The sequence below is a fragment of the Bradyrhizobium sp. JYMT SZCCT0428 genome (genome assembly GCF_018131075.1).
Classification (GTDB): Bacteria; Pseudomonadota; Alphaproteobacteria; order Rhizobiales; family Xanthobacteraceae; genus Bradyrhizobium.
On record NZ_JAFCLS010000002.1, the window covers coordinates 51,198 to 70,005 of the forward strand.

At 58.6% G+C, this 18,808-nt stretch carries 17 protein-coding genes; 2 read left to right on the forward strand and 15 right to left on the reverse strand.

Features of this window, described 5'->3' with window-relative positions:
* Positions 1-27: 27 nt before the first annotated feature.
* Together JQ575_RS02115 and JQ575_RS02120 are read right to left on the reverse strand one after the other, a co-directional pair.
* Positions 28-993, reverse strand: a complete 966-nt coding sequence (locus JQ575_RS02115; protein ID WP_212031640.1) for a 3-carboxyethylcatechol 2,3-dioxygenase — start codon at positions 991-993, stop codon at positions 28-30.
* A 50-nt stretch (positions 994-1,043) separates the two neighbouring features.
* Entirely contained in the window at positions 1,044-2,270 is a 1,227-nt protein-coding gene (locus JQ575_RS02120) for an ABC transporter substrate-binding protein (protein WP_212031641.1), read from the reverse strand.
* A gap of 114 nt (positions 2,271-2,384) precedes the next feature.
* On the opposite strand from JQ575_RS02120, the gene JQ575_RS02125 reads away from it, so the two are divergent.
* On the forward strand, positions 2,385-3,170 hold the full coding sequence (locus JQ575_RS02125; RefSeq protein WP_212031642.1) for a helix-turn-helix domain-containing protein: 786 nt from the start codon (positions 2,385-2,387) through the stop codon (positions 3,168-3,170).
* Between the two features lie 55 nt (positions 3,171-3,225).
* On the opposite strand, the gene JQ575_RS02130 is transcribed toward JQ575_RS02125, so the two are convergent.
* From JQ575_RS02130 to JQ575_RS02155, 6 genes are all read right to left on the reverse strand, one after another.
* Positions 3,226-3,531, reverse strand: a complete 306-nt coding sequence (locus JQ575_RS02130; RefSeq protein ID WP_212031643.1) for an antibiotic biosynthesis monooxygenase family protein — start codon at positions 3,529-3,531, stop codon at positions 3,226-3,228.
* Positions 3,532-3,569: 38 nt separating this feature from the next.
* Positions 3,570-4,613 carry an ABC transporter ATP-binding protein gene (locus tag JQ575_RS02135; RefSeq protein ID WP_212031644.1) on the reverse strand — a complete coding sequence of 348 codons (1,044 nt, stop codon included), beginning with the start codon at positions 4,611-4,613 and terminating at the stop codon, positions 3,570-3,572.
* On the reverse strand, positions 4,613-5,413 hold the full coding sequence (locus tag JQ575_RS02140; protein ID WP_212031645.1) for an ABC transporter permease: 801 nt from the start codon (positions 5,411-5,413) through the stop codon (positions 4,613-4,615). The genes JQ575_RS02135 and JQ575_RS02140 overlap by 1 nt, the downstream gene beginning before the upstream one ends.
* On the reverse strand, positions 5,406-6,230 hold the full coding sequence (locus tag JQ575_RS02145) for an ABC transporter permease (RefSeq protein ID WP_212031646.1): 825 nt from the start codon (positions 6,228-6,230) through the stop codon (positions 5,406-5,408). Before JQ575_RS02145 ends, JQ575_RS02140 begins: the two co-directional genes overlap by 8 nt.
* Before the next feature lie 28 nt (positions 6,231-6,258).
* Positions 6,259-7,287, reverse strand: a complete 1,029-nt coding sequence (locus JQ575_RS02150; RefSeq protein WP_312015870.1) for an ABC transporter substrate-binding protein — start codon at positions 7,285-7,287, stop codon at positions 6,259-6,261.
* 148 nt (positions 7,288-7,435) lie between these two features.
* Complete coding sequence (locus JQ575_RS02155) at positions 7,436-8,098, reverse strand: DUF1028 domain-containing protein (RefSeq protein ID WP_212031648.1); 663 nt, start codon at positions 8,096-8,098, stop codon at positions 7,436-7,438.
* A gap of 194 nt (positions 8,099-8,292) precedes the next feature.
* Here JQ575_RS02155 and JQ575_RS02160 point away from each other — a divergent pair, with 194 nt between their 5' ends.
* The gene (locus JQ575_RS02160) at positions 8,293-9,309 is read left to right on the forward strand and encodes a LacI family DNA-binding transcriptional regulator (protein ID WP_212031649.1); all 1,017 of its coding nucleotides are present in this window, start codon (positions 8,293-8,295) and stop codon (positions 9,307-9,309) included.
* A 292-nt stretch (positions 9,310-9,601) separates the two neighbouring features.
* On the opposite strand, the gene JQ575_RS02165 is transcribed toward JQ575_RS02160, so the two are convergent.
* From JQ575_RS02165 to JQ575_RS02195, 7 genes are all read right to left on the reverse strand, one after another.
* Complete coding sequence (locus JQ575_RS02165) at positions 9,602-12,031, reverse strand: cytochrome P450/oxidoreductase (protein WP_212031650.1); 2,430 nt, start codon at positions 12,029-12,031, stop codon at positions 9,602-9,604.
* 140 nt (positions 12,032-12,171) lie between these two features.
* Positions 12,172-14,325, reverse strand: coding sequence for an alpha/beta hydrolase fold domain-containing protein (locus JQ575_RS02170; RefSeq protein WP_212031651.1), 2,154 nt, complete (start codon positions 14,323-14,325; stop codon positions 12,172-12,174).
* Between the two features lie 33 nt (positions 14,326-14,358).
* Positions 14,359-15,075 carry an ABC transporter ATP-binding protein gene (locus tag JQ575_RS02175; protein ID WP_212031652.1) on the reverse strand — a complete coding sequence of 239 codons (717 nt, stop codon included), beginning with the start codon at positions 15,073-15,075 and terminating at the stop codon, positions 14,359-14,361.
* Position 15,076: 1 nt separating this feature from the next.
* Positions 15,077-15,871, reverse strand: coding sequence for an ABC transporter ATP-binding protein (locus JQ575_RS02180; protein WP_212031653.1), 795 nt, complete (start codon positions 15,869-15,871; stop codon positions 15,077-15,079).
* Complete coding sequence (locus JQ575_RS02185; RefSeq protein WP_212031654.1) at positions 15,858-16,730, reverse strand: branched-chain amino acid ABC transporter permease; 873 nt, start codon at positions 16,728-16,730, stop codon at positions 15,858-15,860. The genes JQ575_RS02180 and JQ575_RS02185 overlap by 14 nt, the downstream gene beginning before the upstream one ends.
* 9 nt (positions 16,731-16,739) lie before the next feature.
* A complete protein-coding gene (locus tag JQ575_RS02190) occupies positions 16,740-17,621 on the reverse strand; it encodes a branched-chain amino acid ABC transporter permease (RefSeq protein WP_212031655.1) in 882 nt (293 codons plus the stop codon).
* Between the two features lie 17 nt (positions 17,622-17,638).
* Complete coding sequence (locus tag JQ575_RS02195) at positions 17,639-18,784, reverse strand: ABC transporter substrate-binding protein (protein ID WP_212031656.1); 1,146 nt, start codon at positions 18,782-18,784, stop codon at positions 17,639-17,641.
* Positions 18,785-18,808: the final 24 nt, after the last annotated feature.

Sequence of the window (18,808 nt, forward strand, 5' to 3'; positions counted from 1 at the left end):
ACCTACCTCCGCGATTACTTCCCGCTTTCACGCGGGGAAATCTTCAGTTGAGGCGTCCGCTTGTCTTGCCGCCATCATCGCCATGCCGGCGATCCAGCCGGGGATAGCTTCATAGAACTCCTGCTCCATGGTGAACTGGCCACCCGTCGAGAACGCTCCAAAGGCGGCAACCCACGCGAGGACTTCGTTGGCGCCCCGGCCGGCCGCCTCGCGCACCTTGTCGGTGTTGAGCGCATCGGCTCGCCAGATCTGGCCGCTGCGCAAGATTTCCATGAATTCTTCGTCCCAATCCGGATTAAGAGGCTTGCAGGGGCCCTCGCCCGCTTCGGCCAGAACAGCCGCCTCGAAGACCCGCTTTTCGCGCGCCTCCTTGGCTTCCTGGGTTGGATTGCGTCCGTTGATCAGGCGCTCGCGAATCTCCGGTGGGGCCCCCTTGATGGACGGCACCGGCGGATCGTGCGACAGGCCACCCGATGCGGCAAACAGCACCCGCTTCCCGGAACGCATCGCGAAGCGACCGACGGATTCACCCAGCTGCCTCGCCCGCCGGTAGGTGGGAATAGGCGGAGCTGCGGCGTTCACGAAGATCGGCAGGATCGGCACGGATTTGAAATGGCCTAGGACTGCTTCCCACATCTGGACGAAACCGTGGTCGACCGGCATGCGGTACGACACCGCGACGTCAAAATCCTCCGCCCGTACGTGATCCACAAGCGCAAGAGCCGTTTCTTCCGGAACGTCCAGCGGACCCGTCCCCCCTCCCCAGTCACCGAGGGAGACCGCACCCGCGCCCACGCAGAACGAAGGCATCAGATCGTAGAAGAAGCCGTTGAAGTGGTCGGGCGCGAACTGGATGACGTAGTCGGGTTCGAACTCCTTCACGAAGGTTCCGAGCCGTTCGAACGCCATGCGAACGCGTTGCTCGGTTTCGTTGCTGGCGGGTCCCCGGTACATCAGAGGCGTGTGGGATGCGCAGACGATTGCGACTGACATGATCGGATTCCTTCGAACGAGCGTGGCTGTTGTCGATGGTAGCTTGCGGCCTATTTCTTCACCAGAGGGCACGGGCTCTCGGAGAGCGGCCGGTTGACCGCCTCGCCGGGTAACGTCTGCAGGACGTTGTAAAGGTCCCAATCACCCTTGTTCTCTCCGACCTTCTTCACCTGGAGCAGGTACATGTCGTGTATCATCTTACGGTCGGCGCGGATGTAGCCGTCGGCCGCGAAGAAGTCGTTCACCCGCTCCTTCTCCATCTGCTTCATGACGGTCGGCGCTTCGTCCGTGCCGGTCGCCTTGACGGCCTTGAGATAGTGCGCGACTGACGAGTAAACACCCGCGTGGAAGCCAGTCGGCATGATCTTGGCCCTGGCGTAGAAGCGCTGAGCCCAGGCACGCGTCTCCGGCGTACGGTCCCAGTAGAATGGAGAGACTTCGTAGGCGTCGTGCGCGATCTTCAGACCTACGGCGTGCACGTCCGTCAGCACCGATTGCAGCGGAACGATCTTGGCTTTCGCGCTAAGGCCGAATTCGTCGGCCTGCTTCAGCGCAGTCACCGTATCGCCGCTCGAAGCCGCGATCGCGATGACATTAGCTCCGGCGTTGGATGCGGTGAGCAGGAACGATGCAAAGTCTGAGGTATTTGGCGGAAACACGGTGCTACCCACCACCTGCGCGCCGTTGAGTTTCACTTGCTCTGAGGTATCCCTCGACAAGGCGTGACCATAGGCCTGATCGACCGTCAGGAAGTACCACTTCGTGCCGCCAGCCTCGATGATTGCCTTCGCCGCACCCTTCGCTAGGTTGTAGGTATCGACTGTCCACTGCACCGTAAGCGGGGAGCAGGCCTTGCCATTGAAATCTGACGAGGTCGATCCGGACAACAGCATGATCTTGCTCTTCTGGACGGCGAGATTCTGCACGGCGAACCCGATGGGCGAACCTTGCATGTCGGCGATCGCGTCAACACCTTCGACGTCAAACCAGCGCGCAGCGATTTGGGATCCGGTGTCGGGCTTGCCGCTGTGATCGGCCGAAATGACCTCAACGTTGATGCCGGCTCCGAAGTCCTCTGCGGCCATCTCGGCCGCGATCACGGACCCCTTACCGTTCGCCAGAGCTGTCGGCCCGGCGATGTCGGTCAGGACGCCTACCTTCACCTTGCCACCGCTGAGATTTGCGGTTCCGCCAGCGGTCTGTGCCGCTGCCGGCGGCGCCGAAATCGCCAAGGCTAAACAAACGGCCGCACGCAATTGGAAGCTTGAATAGACCATCGTTCCCTCCCGTAGCCGCCCTTTTTAGACGTGCCGGGATGGATTGCAGCCATTCGGACTTGGATTCCATCGGAGTCTATGGAATGTTCGCAGTGCGAACACGTGGGGGGGGCCATGCACCGCAATGTCAGAGCACTTTCCCGCGGGTTGGCGCTGATCGGCGATCTCAATGCGAGCGGACCATCGAACGTCGTGCAACTCGCGAGAAGAACCGGCCTCAACCGTACCACGTGTTATCGCCTGCTCGATACGTTGCGAGATGACGGCTACGTCACGTTTGATGAGACCAACGCCCTATTCAGTCTTACGACACTAGTGCGCACGCTGAGCGAGGGCGTGTCATCGCGCGACCTGTCGAGCCAGGCGGCGCTTCCGGCAATGTTTAGTCTGCTCGACCAAGTATCATGGCCGAGCGACTTCGGGGTTTTCGAACTGGGCTCTGTGCTGATCCGGGAGAGCACTCACCCCTTCAGTCCGTTGTCGGTTCATCGGTCCATGGTGGGCCGCAGGAGGTCTTTGGTGCGAAGCGCGCTCGGAAAGGCCATCCTGACGGCGTCGCCGCCGGCATTGCGCCGCGAGATGCTTGATCTGACCGCTTCGCTTGTCGAGGAAGACGCGGGCCTGGCAAAGGACCGACGTTTCATTGAAGACATCCTCTTGCAAACGAAGAAGGACGGCTACGCATCCTCGGTCGGAGGCTCCGAAGCCGGCATCAGCGCTATAGCGCTGGCTATTCCGGGGGGGGGCCCCGTTCTCGGCAGCGTCAATCTGATCTTCTTCTCGTCATCAATGACGCCCGAGGTCGCCGCCCGAAAGTACCTGCCCAGCATGAGGATAGCCGTGAAGGAAATCGAGCGTCGATGGTCCGCAGCGAACAAGGCGCGAGGAAAGATCGCCTAATTGGCAACCACCTCAACGCGGAGCTGGTCAATTGCCTTAGCCGCCCTAGATGACATCATGGGCACCACGTGGCCTCGAAGTGCGCCGATCGATCGTCCCATCTTGTCAGAAAAACCTGTGTTTCGGGCGGTACAACTGCCTTCGTGCTGTCTTTTCCTGCAAAAGCCTCGATCGCGGCCATCGATTCCCAGAATGTAATCTCCACAATGGCGACTTCATCGTTCTCTGCGCTGCGCATGAAATACGAGCCTTTGTAGCCGGGTACCCGATGCAGCGCCGGCAAGGTTTCGGTCGTCAAGAGCTTTTCGTAGGCGTCAGCCTGCTCAGGCTTTGCCCATCCGCGCCAGACTCTTCCAATCATGATTATCTCCTGTGTCGGTTTGCTAGACGACTCGAGTTTTAGTCAAGAACACGAATGCGGTTGGGCGCGACCTGCAAAGCGACGGTTTCGCCCACCTTGAAAATCTGGCCGTCCGTCGCAAGACATCGGATGCAATGCAAGCCTGCCCTGACCACATAGCGAACCCGCGATCCCAGAAAGATGGCCGTTTCGACCCTGGCCGTGCAGGTTGAATCGCCGGCGGGAGCCAACTGCACGTCTTCCTGCCGGAACGTGATCGTCGATGCGCCGCCGCGGACGTAGCCTTTAGCCAAAGTAAGGACATCCTCGGCCGACAGCATGGCGCGACAGGCGTCTCCGTCCATCACCAGCTCGACATCCAGAATGTTGGACGAGCCCATAAAGCCGGCCGAAAAACGCGTCGTCGGCGCTCCATAAAGTTCGGCCGGCGTGCCCTCCTGCTCGATCGTTCCCTCGTTCAACAGGATGATTCGATCCGACAGACTGAGCGCCTCTTCCTGATCATGCGTGACGAAGATGGTTGTCAGGCCTGTTTGGCGATGGAGTTGAATGAGCTCTTCCTGCATGCTCTCGCGCAGACGGGCGTCCAGGTTGGATAGGGGCTCGTCGAGCAGCAGCACCTGCGGGCTCGATACGACAGCCCTGGCGACCGCGACACGTTGCTGTTGCCCGCCGGAAAGCTCACGGGGCCTGCGGGTTGCCAGATGGCTGAGCTGAACCATCTCCAGCACGTCCTTCACCCGCCTGGCTTGTTCCTGCCTGGTCCCGAGGTTGCGCATCCGGAGCGGAAACATGACGTTGTCAAACACGTTCAGGTGCGGAAGCAACGCGTAGGATTGAAACACCATGGCAATGTCGCGCTTCTCCGGCGGAAGTGCGGTGGAGTCCTTTTCGCCGATAATGATGGACCCGCTCGTGGTCTGCTCAAGTCCCGCGATCATCCGCAGCAGTGTCGTCTTTCCGCAGCCGCTCGGGCCGAGCAAGCTCACAAACTCGCCCTTGGCGATCGACATGGAAATGCCCTTGATGACCGCCGTTTCACCGAAGAGCTTCGTCACATTGTTGAGAACAACAGCCGCCATCAACCTGCCACCTTTTGAACGCCGAGCAGCCGGTCGATCGCCAGCAGCATCACGACCGTTAACCCAATCATGAGGGTGGAGACCGCGGCGATCGACGGATCCGGACTGAATTCCAGCTGTGTATAAATCTGAATGGGCAAGGTCATGATCTCGGGCGACCTCAGGAACAGCGAGACGATGGCTTCATCGAATGAGATGTTGAAGGCGAAAAAGGCGCCTGCGGCGATACCGGGAAGACATTGCGGGAGAACGACATGGATCAGCGTCTTCCAGCGGCCTGCGCCCATGGTGCGCGCGGCTTCTTCAAGAAACCTGTCCGAGGTCGACAGGACAGCAAGGGTCGTCCGAATGACGTAGGGAACCGCAATCACCGTGTGACCGACCCACAGGGATACGAAGGACGTGCGGCCAACCTGCGAACTCCAGAACATCAGCAGCCCGAGCGCGAATACGATGGTCGGCAGCACCAGCGGCGACAGCATCAGCGCGGACAGAATGCCGGTACCCGGAATGCGCCCACGGTGAAGCGCGATGGCCATGCCGGTACCAACGACCGTCGCCGAGGCCGTAACGACCGCGGCCAACTGCAGACTGTTCAGGGCCGACTGAACGTAAACATTCGAGTCGAGGACCGTGCGGTACCATTTCAAGCTCAGGCCTTGCGGCGGGAACGCGATGTAGTCTCCCGCCGTGAACGACACTCCCGCCACGACCACGATCGGCCCAAGGATGAAGATCATCACGATCGTCACGAATAGCGCGGCGGCCCCGCGAACCCATGGAGGAACTGCCCTAACCATGGGATTTCCTCGTGAGGCTGATATACGGGATGAGAAGGATGAGCACGCCGATAAAAAGGATCAGGGACTGGGCCGCGGCGAATGCCCAATCCTGGGATTTTGTCGCGGTCTCGTAAATGGATCCGGCGAGTACCGGCAGGCGCGCACCGCCGAGCAGTGACGGCGTGATGAAATAACTGACCGACAGAGTGAACACCAGCAGAGAGCCGGCGACGATACCCGGAATGGAAAGCGGGAGAACCACACGCTTCACAGAAGCCAGGAAACTGCATCCCATGACGCGCGATGCCTCCTCGATACGAGGGTCGAGCCTTAATATGACGCCGACAATGGAAAGAACCATGAAAGGAAAGAGAATCTGGATCATTCCGATGATAATGGCGGCCTCGGTATGCATCAGTGAGTAATTGCGTCGAACAAATCCCATCAGATACAATGCCTCCGGTAGCAATCCGCCCCGGCCCAACAGAACCATCCAGCCGAATGTCCGGACGACGACGCTCGTCATCAATGGCAGCGTGATGAGGATCATCAGCCAGACCCGCAGGTTCGGGCTGGCCCGGGCCATCACATATGCAAACGGAAATCCGGCGATCGCGCAGACCAGCGTGATAATGCAGGACAGTTTGATCGTCCGCCACGCCACGCCGAGATAATAGGCGTCGGTCAGGAAGCGCTCGATGTATGAAATCGTGAGCGAACCGTCTGGATTCTTGATGCCGAGAACCATGATTCCCGCAACAGGAACCAGAAAGGCAAAGCACAGCAGGAGAATGCCGGGGGCGGCGATGATCCAATCATCATGATACTTGTTCATGGTGCCCCCGGATTTCGTCTGATGCAGGTCAGCGTGCGATCAACTTCTTCCAGTTCTCGATCAGCGTCGCCCTGCTGCTGTCGACCTGAGCCGGATCGAACCGGACCAGCGACTTGACGGCGTCGCCGAAGACCACTTCAGAGGCGACATTGTCATCGAGCTTGGTTTTCCGATTGGTGGGCGAGTAACGCATCTCCCGCGCAAAAGCCGCCTGCACTTCCGGCGACAACTCGAAATCAATCAGCTTTTTGGCCAGGGCTTGATTGGGGCGTCCGGCAACGAGATTGGCGGTGAAGAACACGGCCGGAGCTCCCTCTTCGGCCAACAGGAATTTGACCGGCTGGCCGCTCTGGCGAATGACGTGGGCGTAGTCTTGCGAAAATGCGGCAATCCAGGCATCGTTCTGGGCGAAGTTCTGCTGAACTTCCGGCGATGACGAAATGATCACCGACCTGTTGAGCAGTTCCCCAACCTTCTCCAGGCCCGGCTTGGTATTGTCGAGCGAGCCCCCCCAAACCTTGTTCATCATGAGGAAGCCGAGCAGGCCGTAGGAATTGGACAGGTCGGTGAGAACGAGGTGATCGCCGTATTCGCTCTTCCAGAGATCCTTCCACGCCTTCGGCGCGTTCGGAACCTTCTTCTCGTTATAGAGCAGGCCGATCGCGGTCACGAGGTGCACCGGCCCTTCACCGCGCGCCATGCCTTCGGTCGCGAACGGGTACAGGTCAGCGGCGTTCGGCAGCTCTTGAGGCTTGATCGGCGAGATGAGGCCTTCGCGTGCCGCGACGACCTCTTGCCCTCCGGAGAAGTGAACCACGTCGTATTGCGGGGCGCCCTTTTGCGCGCGCAGCTGCGCCAGCGTATCGGCGGAGTAGACCGTCACTACCTTGATCTTGACGTTGTTGGCCTTTTCGAATGGCTCGAACACCAGCTGCTTGTGCAGCTTTTCATAAGCACCACCCCACGAATTGACGACGAGGGTCTCTTGCGCAACAGCGCTGGAGACGGAGGCAAGTAAAGATGTCAGGAGCGCCAAGATCGTCTGATTTGCTTTCACTACACTTCTCCTTTCGAATGTCTTATTAACGAAATGTCTGACAGATGCTGCTTCGTTGTATCGCATTGGTTGAAGCGAGCAGGCTTACGCTTCAATGTCGTGTTGTATGCCAACCACGGTTCGCGTGCCGTCGGCCAAACATTCCGTCCTAGACGTTCATGGGCGAATTCTCGAGCAAGGTAAGCTCGCCCGGCGTCAGCACCTGCTTGATGAAGCGCTCCTGGTGCGGCTTGTAGAATTCCCACAATCGACGCAGTTCGAGATGCGGATTCCCGGCCCAATCGACCCGCAGATCGACAAGCGGCCACGTCTCGCGATCGGCTATCAGGAGAGCAGCGGACATGATGGGCTTGGTTTCGCCGCCTGCGGCAAGTCCGGCATCTACGGCGGCAAGCAGCCGCTCCGCGAAAACCTGGCCTACGCTCCTTTCGAACGCCTCGACCATCGCCCTTGGCACGTCCGAATTGGCGATGAAGTTCCCGGTCGAGACACAGGACTTGCCGGTAAAGCCGGCATTGATACATTTGATCTCAGGGCCGTTAAAGAAGGCGACACGCCCCTCCTTGTCCACCGCCGCGAACTGACGCTCCTGCGGGAAATCGTTGGTTGCGGCCAGCAAGTTGACGGTCTCTTGCGCCGTACACCCTCTGGAAAGGAGGTCGAGGCCGAGGGGACCAGCCCGGGTGTCGGTTCTATGCTGCGTCGTAATCGCGCCAACCCCGGCCTTCACCCAAGGACAGCGGTTGCCGACCGCGACCGCGGACGTCGCTATCCCGATCCCAAACATCCCCGTTTTGCCGTCACGCGCCATGATGGAAAATGTCAAAATTTTCTCCAATTTAACCTGAAACCCGCTATTGTAGCGCTACAATAAACGTGTCTGGCTGGCCGTCAACTAAAAAAGCGGCAAATTGTGCTGTTGTCTGTATTTGAGGCAGCACCAGAATCGGGCGGTCATCCTCGTGTCGAGGACGCCAAGGCTCCCAACTACACAGGCGGATCAACTTGAACGACCACGTCACGCACAAGAGTTCCGTCAAGATGTCGGACGTCGCGCGGGAAGCCGGCGTCTCACCTATGACGGTGTCGAATACCTTCAAGCACCCATCCAAGGTGATCCCTGAAACGCGGGACCGGGTCGCTGCGGCGGCCGCACGGCTTGGTTATGTACCGAACCTGATGGCAGGCAATCTGGCTTCGGGTCGAAGTAACATCGTCGCCGTCATCGCGCCTTCCATTCAAAATTCCAACTTCGCGGGCATGATTATTGGGCTCGAGAACACGCTGCGCGCGAACGGCTACCACCTGATCATATCGGTGGTGGAGAAGGCGGAGCGAGAATTTGAGGCCGTGCGCGCGCTGATCGGACGCCGTGTCGATGGCATTGTCCTCACTGGCGTCAACCGTGACGAGGCAACGCGCAATATGCTGATCAATGCTCGTATTCCCCTTGTCGAAACGTGGGATCTCGAAGGCCCTTTCCTTGATATGGGCGTCGGCTTTTCTGCCCGGAAGGCGGCGAAAGACATTACGCGCCTAATCATAGCGAGCGGAAAGCGGCGCATCGGGCTCGCCGGTTACCCGATTGAGAACAACCGCCGCTTCCAGGAACGCGTTGCCGGCTTTCAGGAAGCGATGTTAGAGGCCGGACTGACTAGCGACCTGATGGCGTTCGTTCCCGACTGGTCCGGCTTCTCGGGCGGCCGGCTCGCGATGGATCGGATCCTCGAGCGCGAACCGCTTCTTGAGGGCATTTTCTGCTTCACGGACGTTCTGGCAACCGGTGCGCTTTTCGAATGCATGAGGCGCGGCTGGCACGTTCCAAACAGATTCGCCATTGCCGGATATGGCGACTATGAAATCGCGGCCGAAGTTCCTCCGGGATTAACCACTGTTCGCACGCCTGGTGACAAGATCGGCGAAGCTGCAGCAGAGATGATCCTCCGTCGGATCAATAAGACCCAACAGTCGGACACAGTTGTAGACGTCGGATATGAAGTCGTTGTCAGGGGTACCATTTAAACTTAATAGAAAGGCTGCAGCAGGTAGCGACGCCACATAACGCTTAGGCAGATATTACTGCCGGGCGGTTCCGTTAGCACAGAGCTGCGCACCGAAGATCACGCGGTTCCCATCGGGCATCGAGCATTATGAGCGTTTATTTCGGCGTGACTCCGCCGCCCGCCTGTCCACGTTCGCCGGCGAGAATTGCAAGCGCGGAGCGTCATCAAACTAAACGCGGCGCGATGAAAGGTATGACGAAGGCCTCGTCCCATACGGTGGATCGCATTGTCCCACGTCCTCTACAACGTCGTCATAACGCGAGTACGATCTTGCCCCCTCTCGCTCGCGAGCAGCAGGTTATCATCTGCGTATTCCGGGCGCGTTCGGACTGAGATAGCACTCGATCTCGGTGTTCCACTTCACCTTCAATCACCTGCACCTCACACGAACCACATAATCCTTCTCGACAATCACAGGCTACGTCAATGCCGGCAGCCTCCAACACATCGAGAGCCGTCCTATCGGGCGGAACCTGCAGGGTAACCTGCGAATCGCGAAGCTCAATCTCAAACGGACGATCATGCGACGGATCGGCGGCGGCCTGGGCAGATGTGAAATGCTCTTTGTGAAGAGTATTTTCAGGCCAATCCAAGGATAAACCAACAAGCTCACTCAACAGACGATCGGGACCGCAGGCATATATTCGGTCCACGATGGTTCCTTTTTCGACCAACGCTCGCAGATCCATTCTTGCTCCTTCGGAGGCGGGATAAAGCTGCAAATTCTTGTCATGGTCCCGGCGAAGCTTTTCCAACAGCGCCATGCTCGAAGCGGAGCGGCCGGCATAGTGGAGCTCGTAGCGCTTGCCGAGGTGCTTGAGGCGGTCGGCCATGGCGACGATCGGCGTGATTCCTATGCCTCCGGCAATCAGCAAATAGCTCGACGCGGATTCGTCCAGACGGAAGTGATTTTTGGGCCCACGGATCCGCAACATGTCGCCGGTGCGCAAGGTTTCGTGGATATGGCGCGAACCACCCTTTCCTGCCGTCTCCATCAATATCCTCAGCTCGTAATGCTTCCGATCTTCCGGGTCGCCACAAAGGGAATAGCGCCGGTCGTATTCCCCAAGGAGCACATGGATGTGGGCTCCGGGGGCCCAGGCCGGCAGGTCTCGGCCGTCGGTGGCTTCAAGGATGATCCGCAGGATACGATCGGCTTCCTGATGAACGTCGACGACGCGAACCGGTCGCGCAATGTCGGCTCGGGCGGGCGGTCCGACTTTGAACGACTGACGAGACTTCTGAATCGTTTCGTCGCGACGTTCCGGATTATGCCCTGGGTCCCAGCGAACCCACAAACTTTCCGGCCCCCGGAAGGATGTATTTGGAAGGTATTTGAATTCCTGGTCCGGCACGAGTTCCATGTGCGGCAGTCGGCGCACGAACTCTTCGAGGAAATTCCTCATCTCCATCCGGGCGATGTTCTTTCCCATGCACTGATGAGCGCCGTATCCGAAGGAAAGATGATCAACCGTATTCTCTCTATGGAGATCGAGGACGCTGGGATTCTCGAATTTTCGTTCGTCGTGATTGGCCGAAGCCATTACCAACAGGAGCTTGGCTCCCTCGGGAATTTCCGCGTCCCCCACCCTCGTCGGGGCGGTGGCGATACGGCGCCACGAAACGATTGACCCCGCACGCCGCAAGCACTCTTCGACTGCCATGGGAATCAGGCTTGGATCCGCGCAGATTTGACTCCAGGCCTCCTTGTCGGACAACAGCAGCCGCATAGCGTTCGTGGTGGCCTTGGACGTCGTTTCATGCGCTGCCACGAGGATCGCCATCATCATCGACCGCAGGTAGGATAGCGGCACGACATCCGGATGCTTGAGATGCTGCCGGATAGAGACGTACATCCAACCGTCTCCGGCTGGATTTTCCATCATACCGTCGAGAACCCGGTTTGCGGCTCGCCAGAAGCGCCCCACCGAATCCGCCACATGGAGCTGCTCGTCCAGGCTCGGCCTGCCCCACGTATTGATCGTGTGCGCCACGCAGAATTGGCGCAACTCATCAATGTCGTCATCCCGTACCCCGAGGAAGTGGAGCGCCACCGTAAGGGGGATCTCCCAAAGCATCTCGGCGACCAGATCGACTTCGCCCTTGTCGATGAAACGATCCACATAACGTTGAGTCAGCTGTCGAATCGACGTCTCGTGTTTCGCAAGCGCCTCGGGGCTGAATGAATCCATCAAGAGCCGGCGCCGCTCCATGTGCGCTGGCTCGTCCTCGTTCACCATCGTACGGTCCATTGCGTAACCGTACTGCTTCAGAATCTCCTGCGCCTCGGGAGGCGCCGGCGTTATTTTCTCCAACGCGATCGAGGGGGAGAACAGAATATTGTTCCGGAAGATGGCCTTTATGTCGTCATATCGGGTCACAACCCAATATCCGAGCTTCGGACTGAAGAAGACCGGCTCCTCGTCCCGGGACCATCGCAATGAGTCTGCTGGATCGACCTGATACGCTCCTTCGAAAGGATCGAACTCGGCGGCCTTCGAAGAAAACAGATGCGCGCCAGTCAAAGTGCCAGACGAGGCTTCCGCACCGACGGGACAGCCAAGTGGTTCTCTCCCACCGCTATGACTTCCACGGTCGGGGGTCGACGGCGAGTATGCATGCGAAGGGCAGGCAGAAATACCTTGGCCGGTCGATGCACTTGGATGGTCGGAGCTCTTCATGTCGGGGTCCGGTCTTTCTGACCTCAACTTCCCGTCAACAGCGGAAAGTTGATTTCTTATTATGTAACTTGTTACGCAGCGTAAAACTTCAAATGAAGGCCCGCCGATGGCTGGCCGGACTGACCGGCGCGTCCCGTTGCTTACCCCGAGATTGCAACCTGAGGCACCGAGGACAAACGAGGGTCTTTCGCGAAATCCTGGATTTCAAGCAACGCGCGTTCGGCGCTCGGCAGGAAGGGATACAGACCGAAGATATGCAGTCGTTCGTCGTAGAGTGATAGCCTTACGTCCGTCCCCGCATCTCGTGCTCGATCAGCCAGCCGTACGGCATCGTCCACCAACACCTCTCGACGACTGGCCTGGACCAAAATCGCGGGAAGCCCGGCGAGATCCGCATAGACCGGAGAAACCCTCGGATCCGTGGCCTGATGTGACTGGAAGTAGCTTGTCGACATGTAGGTCAGGATATCGCGGTCTATGATTGGATCCTTCCCCTCGCAAGTTTCGATGCTTGGGCTTGCGAGCGAACAATCGACAAAGGGAGACAACAGGAACATGCCGGCCGGACGCGGCCTCCCCGCATCGCGGAGAGCTACCGCCGTCGAAACCGCGAGCCCTCCGCCGGCCGATTCTCCGCTCAGGAAGATCTGTTCTGCTTCGTATCCCTGCTCAAGAAGCCATTCATACGCGCGCACAGCGTCGTTAAGCGCTGCAGGGAACGGATTTTCGGGTGCTAGACGGTACTCGAGCGCAAGGCACCTGCCATCGATCGCTTTCGATAGACGTTCGCAATACTCGACCGAACAACGCGCGGATCCGAAAGCGAATCCGCCCCCATGAAGGTGCAGCACTACCCGACCTTTCTTCGTGCCCTTGGCATCGACCCAAAGACCCGTGGCCTCGCCGATCGTGACCTCGTTGATGTCCGTGTCTGTTGCAGGCTTGAATTGACCAAAGAACCGGTCGTACCCGCGCCTGAGCCCACGAATCCCGCCAGCTTCCTCTTCGGACGTGAAGAGATCATGCCACATATCCCACGCCCGCTTTTGCTGCGGGTTGTCTTCGGCAAAAACTGACCTAACTCCTCGCTTGTCGGGCACTATCTCATCAGATTCGCCGGCCTTGACCGGATTGTAGCCGTACAACCATCTCCAGATCGTCGTCGCCAGCGGGTCGATCTGAGCCAGTCCTTTCATCCGGCCGTTCCTCGCTCTAACCTGCACGGGATCTCCCTCTGTCCAGAAGATATGGGTCGAACGTGCCACCGTTTGCACTTTCGTGGTTCGCGGACGTCGCTTCATCTCGTAAAGGGCCAGCGCGTCAGCAACGCCTGCCTTTTTCTTTCGCGCCAGACTTTTGGCCAATACGTAACCGTCTTCGACCGATTGCGTCGCACCCTGAGCGAGATAAGGCAGCATCGCGTGAGCAGCGTCGCCAAGAAGCGTAGCGCGACCTACGGTCCATCTGGCCAGGGGATCCCGATCGTAGAGGCCGGTAATGAAGGCCTCGTCAATCAGCTCCATCAAGGCGGACAACCTCGGATTCGCGCCTGAGAAGGATGCGCGCAGTTCGCTCAATTCACCGGTTTGGCTCCACGTCTCACGCCTGACTTCCGACGACGGTACAACGCCGCCGAAATTGAACATCTGCCCCGGTCTGACCCAGTACGCCCAGACCATCCGGTCGAGCCCCGCCCACCCATAGAAACGTTCCTTGAACGACAGGTCTCCCAATCGATCTCCCGGAACGAGAGCGCGCCACACCAGCTTGCCCGAAAACGTAGTGGGACCGTCGCCCACCAGTCGGGCCCTAACGGCAGAATGGATTCCGTCTGCTCCAACGAGCACGTCGCCGGTGACCCGCTCTCCGTTACCCAGAACGACCGTTACCCCCTGCTGGTTTTGCAGTACGTCGACTACCTTGCTTTCCAGCCTCAACACATGCGGCGGCAATTGGCTCTTGAGGATGTCGAGCAGATCAGCTCGATGAAATTGATAGAATGGTCCGCCGTATCGCGCGGCGGCCTCGGGCCCTAACGGCATGTCGGAAATCAGTTCGTCCGTATCGAACGACAGAACCCTGAAGGTTATCGGCTTTACCGCGATCCGCTCCACCATATCGAGGAGCCCGAGCTCCCGCAGGACAATCGCCCCATTGCTGGAAATTTGGACGCCGGCTCCGACCTCTTTGAGTTCCCGGGCCTGTTCCAGCAGTGTTACCTTCATACCTTCGCGGAGGCAGCAAAGCGCCGTGGTCAGCCCGCCGATGCCCGCTCCTGCAATAATGACGTGCATATTGATCCTCCCTATATTGCGTCGACGCAGCAGCTACAGGCATTCCATGATCTGCTGTTTGGTGAGTTGACTTGGGCTTCCTTGAAACTCGGAGCCACGTCCGTCCTTCACGATGTAGATGCGATCGGCGATCTTTGCCGTCGATAGTATATTCTGCTCCACTATGACGGTCGCGATGCCGCAGTCCCGGTTGAGCCGCTTAATGACATCCATTAGATTATGAACGACTTGAGGCGCCAGGCCGGTCGTGGGTTCGTCCAGCAAGAGCACCCGCGGCTGAGACATCAGCCCAATCGCAATCGCGACCATGCGCTGTTCGCCACCGCTCATCGTTCCGGCCAATTGCTGGTTTCTCTCCTTCAGTCGCGGAAACAATTCAAGGACGAGTTCCTTCTGCGCTTCTCGACCGCTTTGCCGCGACGCGGGCAGAGCATCCACCGCGAGATCGAGGTTCTCGATCACGGTCAAATTCGGGAAGACGCTCCGTTCCTGCGGCACATAGGAAATACGTCGCTCCAATCGCTCTCTAACGCCTTTTTCCGTGATATCCTGACCCTCGACGCAAATTCGTCCGCCGCGAGGCCGAAGGAGGCCGTAGAGGCTTCTGAGCAGCGTCGTCTTGCCCGCGCCGTTGGGCCCGATAATGCCGCAAATTTCCGTTGGGTCGAGGCTGAAGTCGATATCTCGAAGCACAGCTTGGGATCCATACGATACGTTCAGTCGCGTCGCCGAGAGAATGCTGTTGCTCACCTCACTCTCCCAGGTACAGGCTGATCACTTCGGAATCTTCAAGTACGCTGCCGGCGGACCCGCTGCGATAAATGGTACCCTCGTGCAGGAACACAATCTCGTCGGCCAATTCGCGCACCAGCTCAAGATTGTGTTCGACGAACAGAATGGTCGTTCCATTCCGGACCAATTCGGAAAATACACCCATCAGATACTCAACAACATTCGCCTCCAGCCCGGCGCAGAGTTCGTCGAGGCAGATCAGGTCACGATCAAACGCCAGCACTTGGGCGAACATCAGGAGCTTGCGTTCGCCGTACGATAGGCGATCAGCGGTCACGTCCGACAAATGGTCGAGGCGGCAAATCTCGAGACATTCCTGGACGCGCTGTCGGTCGAGCTCCGGTGCCTTTCTCAGTACACCCAGTGCTCTTGCGAGGTTGCTGCCGATTCCTTCATCGCCCGGTGGCGTCCGCGCCATCAATACGGCTTCGCGGACGGTCAACGATGTAAAGGCGCGCGGATGCTGAAAGGTTCTTCCCATACCATCCCTGGCGCGAGAGAAGCCCGAACGCCCGGTGATGTCGCGCCCGTTGAGCAGGATCGTCCCTTCATCTGAGGACAGCAGCCCGGATATGATGTTCAGGAGCGTCGATTTGCCGGCACCGTTGGAGCCGATCAGAGCCGTCGCCGCGCCTCGTGTGACGCATCCGGTCACGCCGCGCAGAACCTGGTTACCCTTGAACCGTTTCCGAAGACCGCGCACCTCGAGCACCGGCGGCGCACTTGATGCTCGGGAGATATCAACCTCGCGCATGGAACCTCCCCTTACCGAGCAATCCCTGCGGGCGAAAAAAAATGATGATGACGAGAAGGAGACCATAGACGAGTTGCTTGGACGCCGCCGCGACGCCCGGTGGAGCGGGCATGAAGCGCAGCACTTCCGGCAGAAGCGTCAACGTAATTGCCCCCACGACTGGTCCATAAAGCGTACCTGCGCCTCCCAACATGACCATGAGCAAAATCAATATGGACACAATCACGTCGAAGCCCGAGGGGTCGACATAGGACGTATGATGCGCATAGAGGCTTCCAGCCATCGCCGCCAGCGCGCCGGAAAACGCGAATACGGATATCTTGGCCAAGGCGACGTTTTTACCCAGCATGAGGCAACTCAACTCGTCGTCTCGTACGGCCTGGAGTAACGTGCCGAACGGCGAATGCATGAGCCGCCAGCAGACCGCGAAGACGGCAGCGGCTACGACTGAAGTAAGCGCAGTGAACGCCAGTCCATGCAGGGGCTGCCCAAACACAACGAGCGGGGGGATCCTCGCAATGCCACCCGGTCCTCCGGTTAGTTCACCCCAGTTCAGGAGCACGACCGTTGTCACGATTTGAAGCGCGATCGTCACTATCAGGAGATAGACGCCTCGGACGCGAAGAGAAGGCAGGGCTGCGAGGACACTCAGGAGAGCAGCTACCGCCATCCCGGTCGCCATCGCTGCAAATGGGCCGATATCCGATTTCTGCAGGATTGCCGTCGAATAGGCGCCTATTGCGAAGAAGGCGGCATGTGCGAGCGAGATGAGACCGGTGTATCCGACGAGCAAATCCAGTGAGACTGCCAGCACGATATAGATGTTCGCGATTGTCAGAAGGTGAGCGAGGTAGGCCATCCAACAATCCTAGACCCGCTCGCCGAACAGACCCTGAGGTCGAACGAGAAGCAAAACATAGAGGAGCGAGAACGTGATCAACTGACGCCACCCGGCAGCGAAACGCCATGTCATAGCGCTTTCGGCGACTCCAATCAGCAGGCCGGCGACCAAGGCACCCAAAAGACTGCCTCTGCCTCCGAGGATCGCAACGACCGAAGCGACCAATACAACATGCAGGGCTTCCGATGGCACAAGCCCCGTATTGAACAGAAGGAACGCGGCCGGAGGCAGGCAAAGCGCGGCGGCAATTGCCGCCGCATAGACCTGAACCAGCCGGATATTGATCCCCAACACCTCCGCTAAATCCAGGTTGGAAGCAATCGCTCGCATCTCGCGGCCAATCTGTGTCTTCGCCAGCAGGAACCAAAGAGCAAGAAACGTCAGGAGGGTCACGCAGACGATCAGCGCCGAAAAGCGATCGAAAACCAGCGGCAGGCCCTGAATCACCGGCGTCCTCAGACCGCCAGCATCGAGCGTAGCCCCTTCAGGTCCAAAGGCAATCGTGATGGCGTATTCGAAGAAGATGAGAGCGCCGAGCGAGGCGGTCAGAATGCCCATTTCGTCGGTGCCTCGATTAAGAAGAGGCCGATACATGAATATCTCGACGATGACCCCCAACGCGACGGCTCCAAGCAGCCCCGCCAGCAAGGCAACGGACAAGCCGGCCCCGCCCATTTCAAGCGCGGCGAACAAGGCGAAGCCTCCTGCAAGCATCGTGGCTCCGTGGGCGATGTGAACTATTCCTGCAATCCACCAAAGCAGTGAAAACCCGATGGCGATGAGGCTGTAGATGCAGCCAAGCGTTACACCGTCAACAATTAAGTTCAGCAGGAGCATCGAACTGGTCATCGTCGAGCAACTTTCGGTTAGTCCAAGTCCGCGATCTTGACGAACGCCCCGTCCTTGACGGTCTTCACAACGGTCGAACGCATGACGCTTCCATCCGCGAAATTGAACCGATAGCGTCCCGCCGCCCCATCATAGGTAGGAAACTTCGACGTGAGCTCCGTCCGAAAAGCTTGGCCGGTCAACGGCGCCTTTTCGCGAGCCAGATTCGCTGCAACTGCTGAAAACAGCTGCACGAGGTCGTAGTGGTTCGCCTGATGAATATTCGGAGGACGGCTGTGCTTTCGAGTAAAGGCATCCACGAATTTCCTGGTCGTCTCGTTACGGGCCGTCGTGTCGAAGGTCGGCGAAGTGTAGAAGCACTTTTCGGCCTTTTGACCGATCGCGAGGATTTCCGGATCTTCGAACGCGCCATACGACAGGAAAATGCCCTCATAACCGAGTTCCCGCGCCTGGCGTACGACTTGAGCCGAGAGCTTTCCGTTCGAACTCGTGTTGTAAATGGCGTCCGGCTTCGTCGCCAATATCTTCAACAGCGATGGGCGAAAGTTCGTCTCCTTTGACTGAAAGCTTTCCTCGATCGAAAGCTCCTTGCCAAGTCTCGACCACTCCTTCTTGATCGATGCTCCCAGAGCGGCGCCGAGGTCGCTTACCTCGGTGAGCAAACCGAGCTTCGCGACATTTAGCTTTTGGGCGGCATAAGGAAGAATCAGCCTGACGGTTTCGTCATCAAACATCCACGTGGACTGGAAATAGGGGGACACCGACCGCAATGCAGGCGATGCCGAACTGGCGGAGAGAAGGTAGACCTTCGATTCCGTTGCCAAAGGAGCAATTGCCGCAACGACAGCAGTCCAGCCGGTGATAACGAACGGAACCTTATCGACCTCCGCCAGCTTTCTGAAGCCGTCGATGCCGTTCTTTGCAAGTGCCTGGCTGTCCTCGGCGATAAGCTCGATCTTTCTCGATCCTTCCGCATTGATTTCATCGACCGCCAGCTGCGATCCCTCAAGCATCATTTGGCCGAGCTTTCCGGATCCCCCTGTAAGCGGCATGAGGAAACCCAATCTGTAGGTAGTACTCACGCCCTGGGAAACCGCGCCTCGCGTCAGAAATGGCGCCGCGCTCAGCCCAAGAACAACCGATCTGCGATCAATCATAGTCATCGCTTGCTCCTATCGTATTTGATT

Excerpts from the sequence above, each read along its gene's own strand:
- JQ575_RS02190 (WP_212031655.1), bottom strand. The coding sequence starts at position 17,621 with ATGACCAGTTCGATGCTCCTGCTGAACTTAATTGTTGACGGTGTAACG.
- JQ575_RS02145 (WP_212031646.1), bottom strand. The coding sequence starts at position 6,230 with ATGAACAAGTATCATGATGATTGGATCATCGCCGCCCCCGGCATTCTC.
- JQ575_RS02120 (WP_212031641.1), bottom strand. The coding sequence starts at position 2,270 with ATGGTCTATTCAAGCTTCCAATTGCGTGCGGCCGTTTGTTTAGCCTTG.
- JQ575_RS02155 (WP_212031648.1), bottom strand. The coding sequence starts at position 8,098 with ATGGCGCGTGACGGCAAAACGGGGATGTTTGGGATCGGGATAGCGACG.
- JQ575_RS02185 (WP_212031654.1), bottom strand. The coding sequence starts at position 16,730 with ATGGCCTACCTCGCTCACCTTCTGACAATCGCGAACATCTATATCGTG.
- JQ575_RS02180 (WP_212031653.1), bottom strand. The coding sequence starts at position 15,871 with ATGCGCGAGGTTGATATCTCCCGAGCATCAAGTGCGCCGCCGGTGCTC.
- JQ575_RS02170 (WP_212031651.1), bottom strand. The coding sequence starts at position 14,325 with ATGCACGTCATTATTGCAGGAGCGGGCATCGGCGGGCTGACCACGGCG.
- JQ575_RS02140 (WP_212031645.1), bottom strand. The coding sequence starts at position 5,413 with ATGGTTAGGGCAGTTCCTCCATGGGTTCGCGGGGCCGCCGCGCTATTC.
- JQ575_RS02165 (WP_212031650.1), bottom strand. The coding sequence starts at position 12,031 with ATGAAGAGCTCCGACCATCCAAGTGCATCGACCGGCCAAGGTATTTCT.
- JQ575_RS02195 (WP_212031656.1), bottom strand. The coding sequence starts at position 18,784 with ATGACTATGATTGATCGCAGATCGGTTGTTCTTGGGCTGAGCGCGGCG.
- JQ575_RS02125 (WP_212031642.1), top strand. The coding sequence starts at position 2,385 with ATGCACCGCAATGTCAGAGCACTTTCCCGCGGGTTGGCGCTGATCGGC.
- JQ575_RS02115 (WP_212031640.1), bottom strand. The coding sequence starts at position 993 with ATGTCAGTCGCAATCGTCTGCGCATCCCACACGCCTCTGATGTACCGG.
- JQ575_RS02130 (WP_212031643.1), bottom strand. The coding sequence starts at position 3,531 with ATGATTGGAAGAGTCTGGCGCGGATGGGCAAAGCCTGAGCAGGCTGAC.
- JQ575_RS02135 (WP_212031644.1), bottom strand. The coding sequence starts at position 4,613 with ATGGCGGCTGTTGTTCTCAACAATGTGACGAAGCTCTTCGGTGAAACG.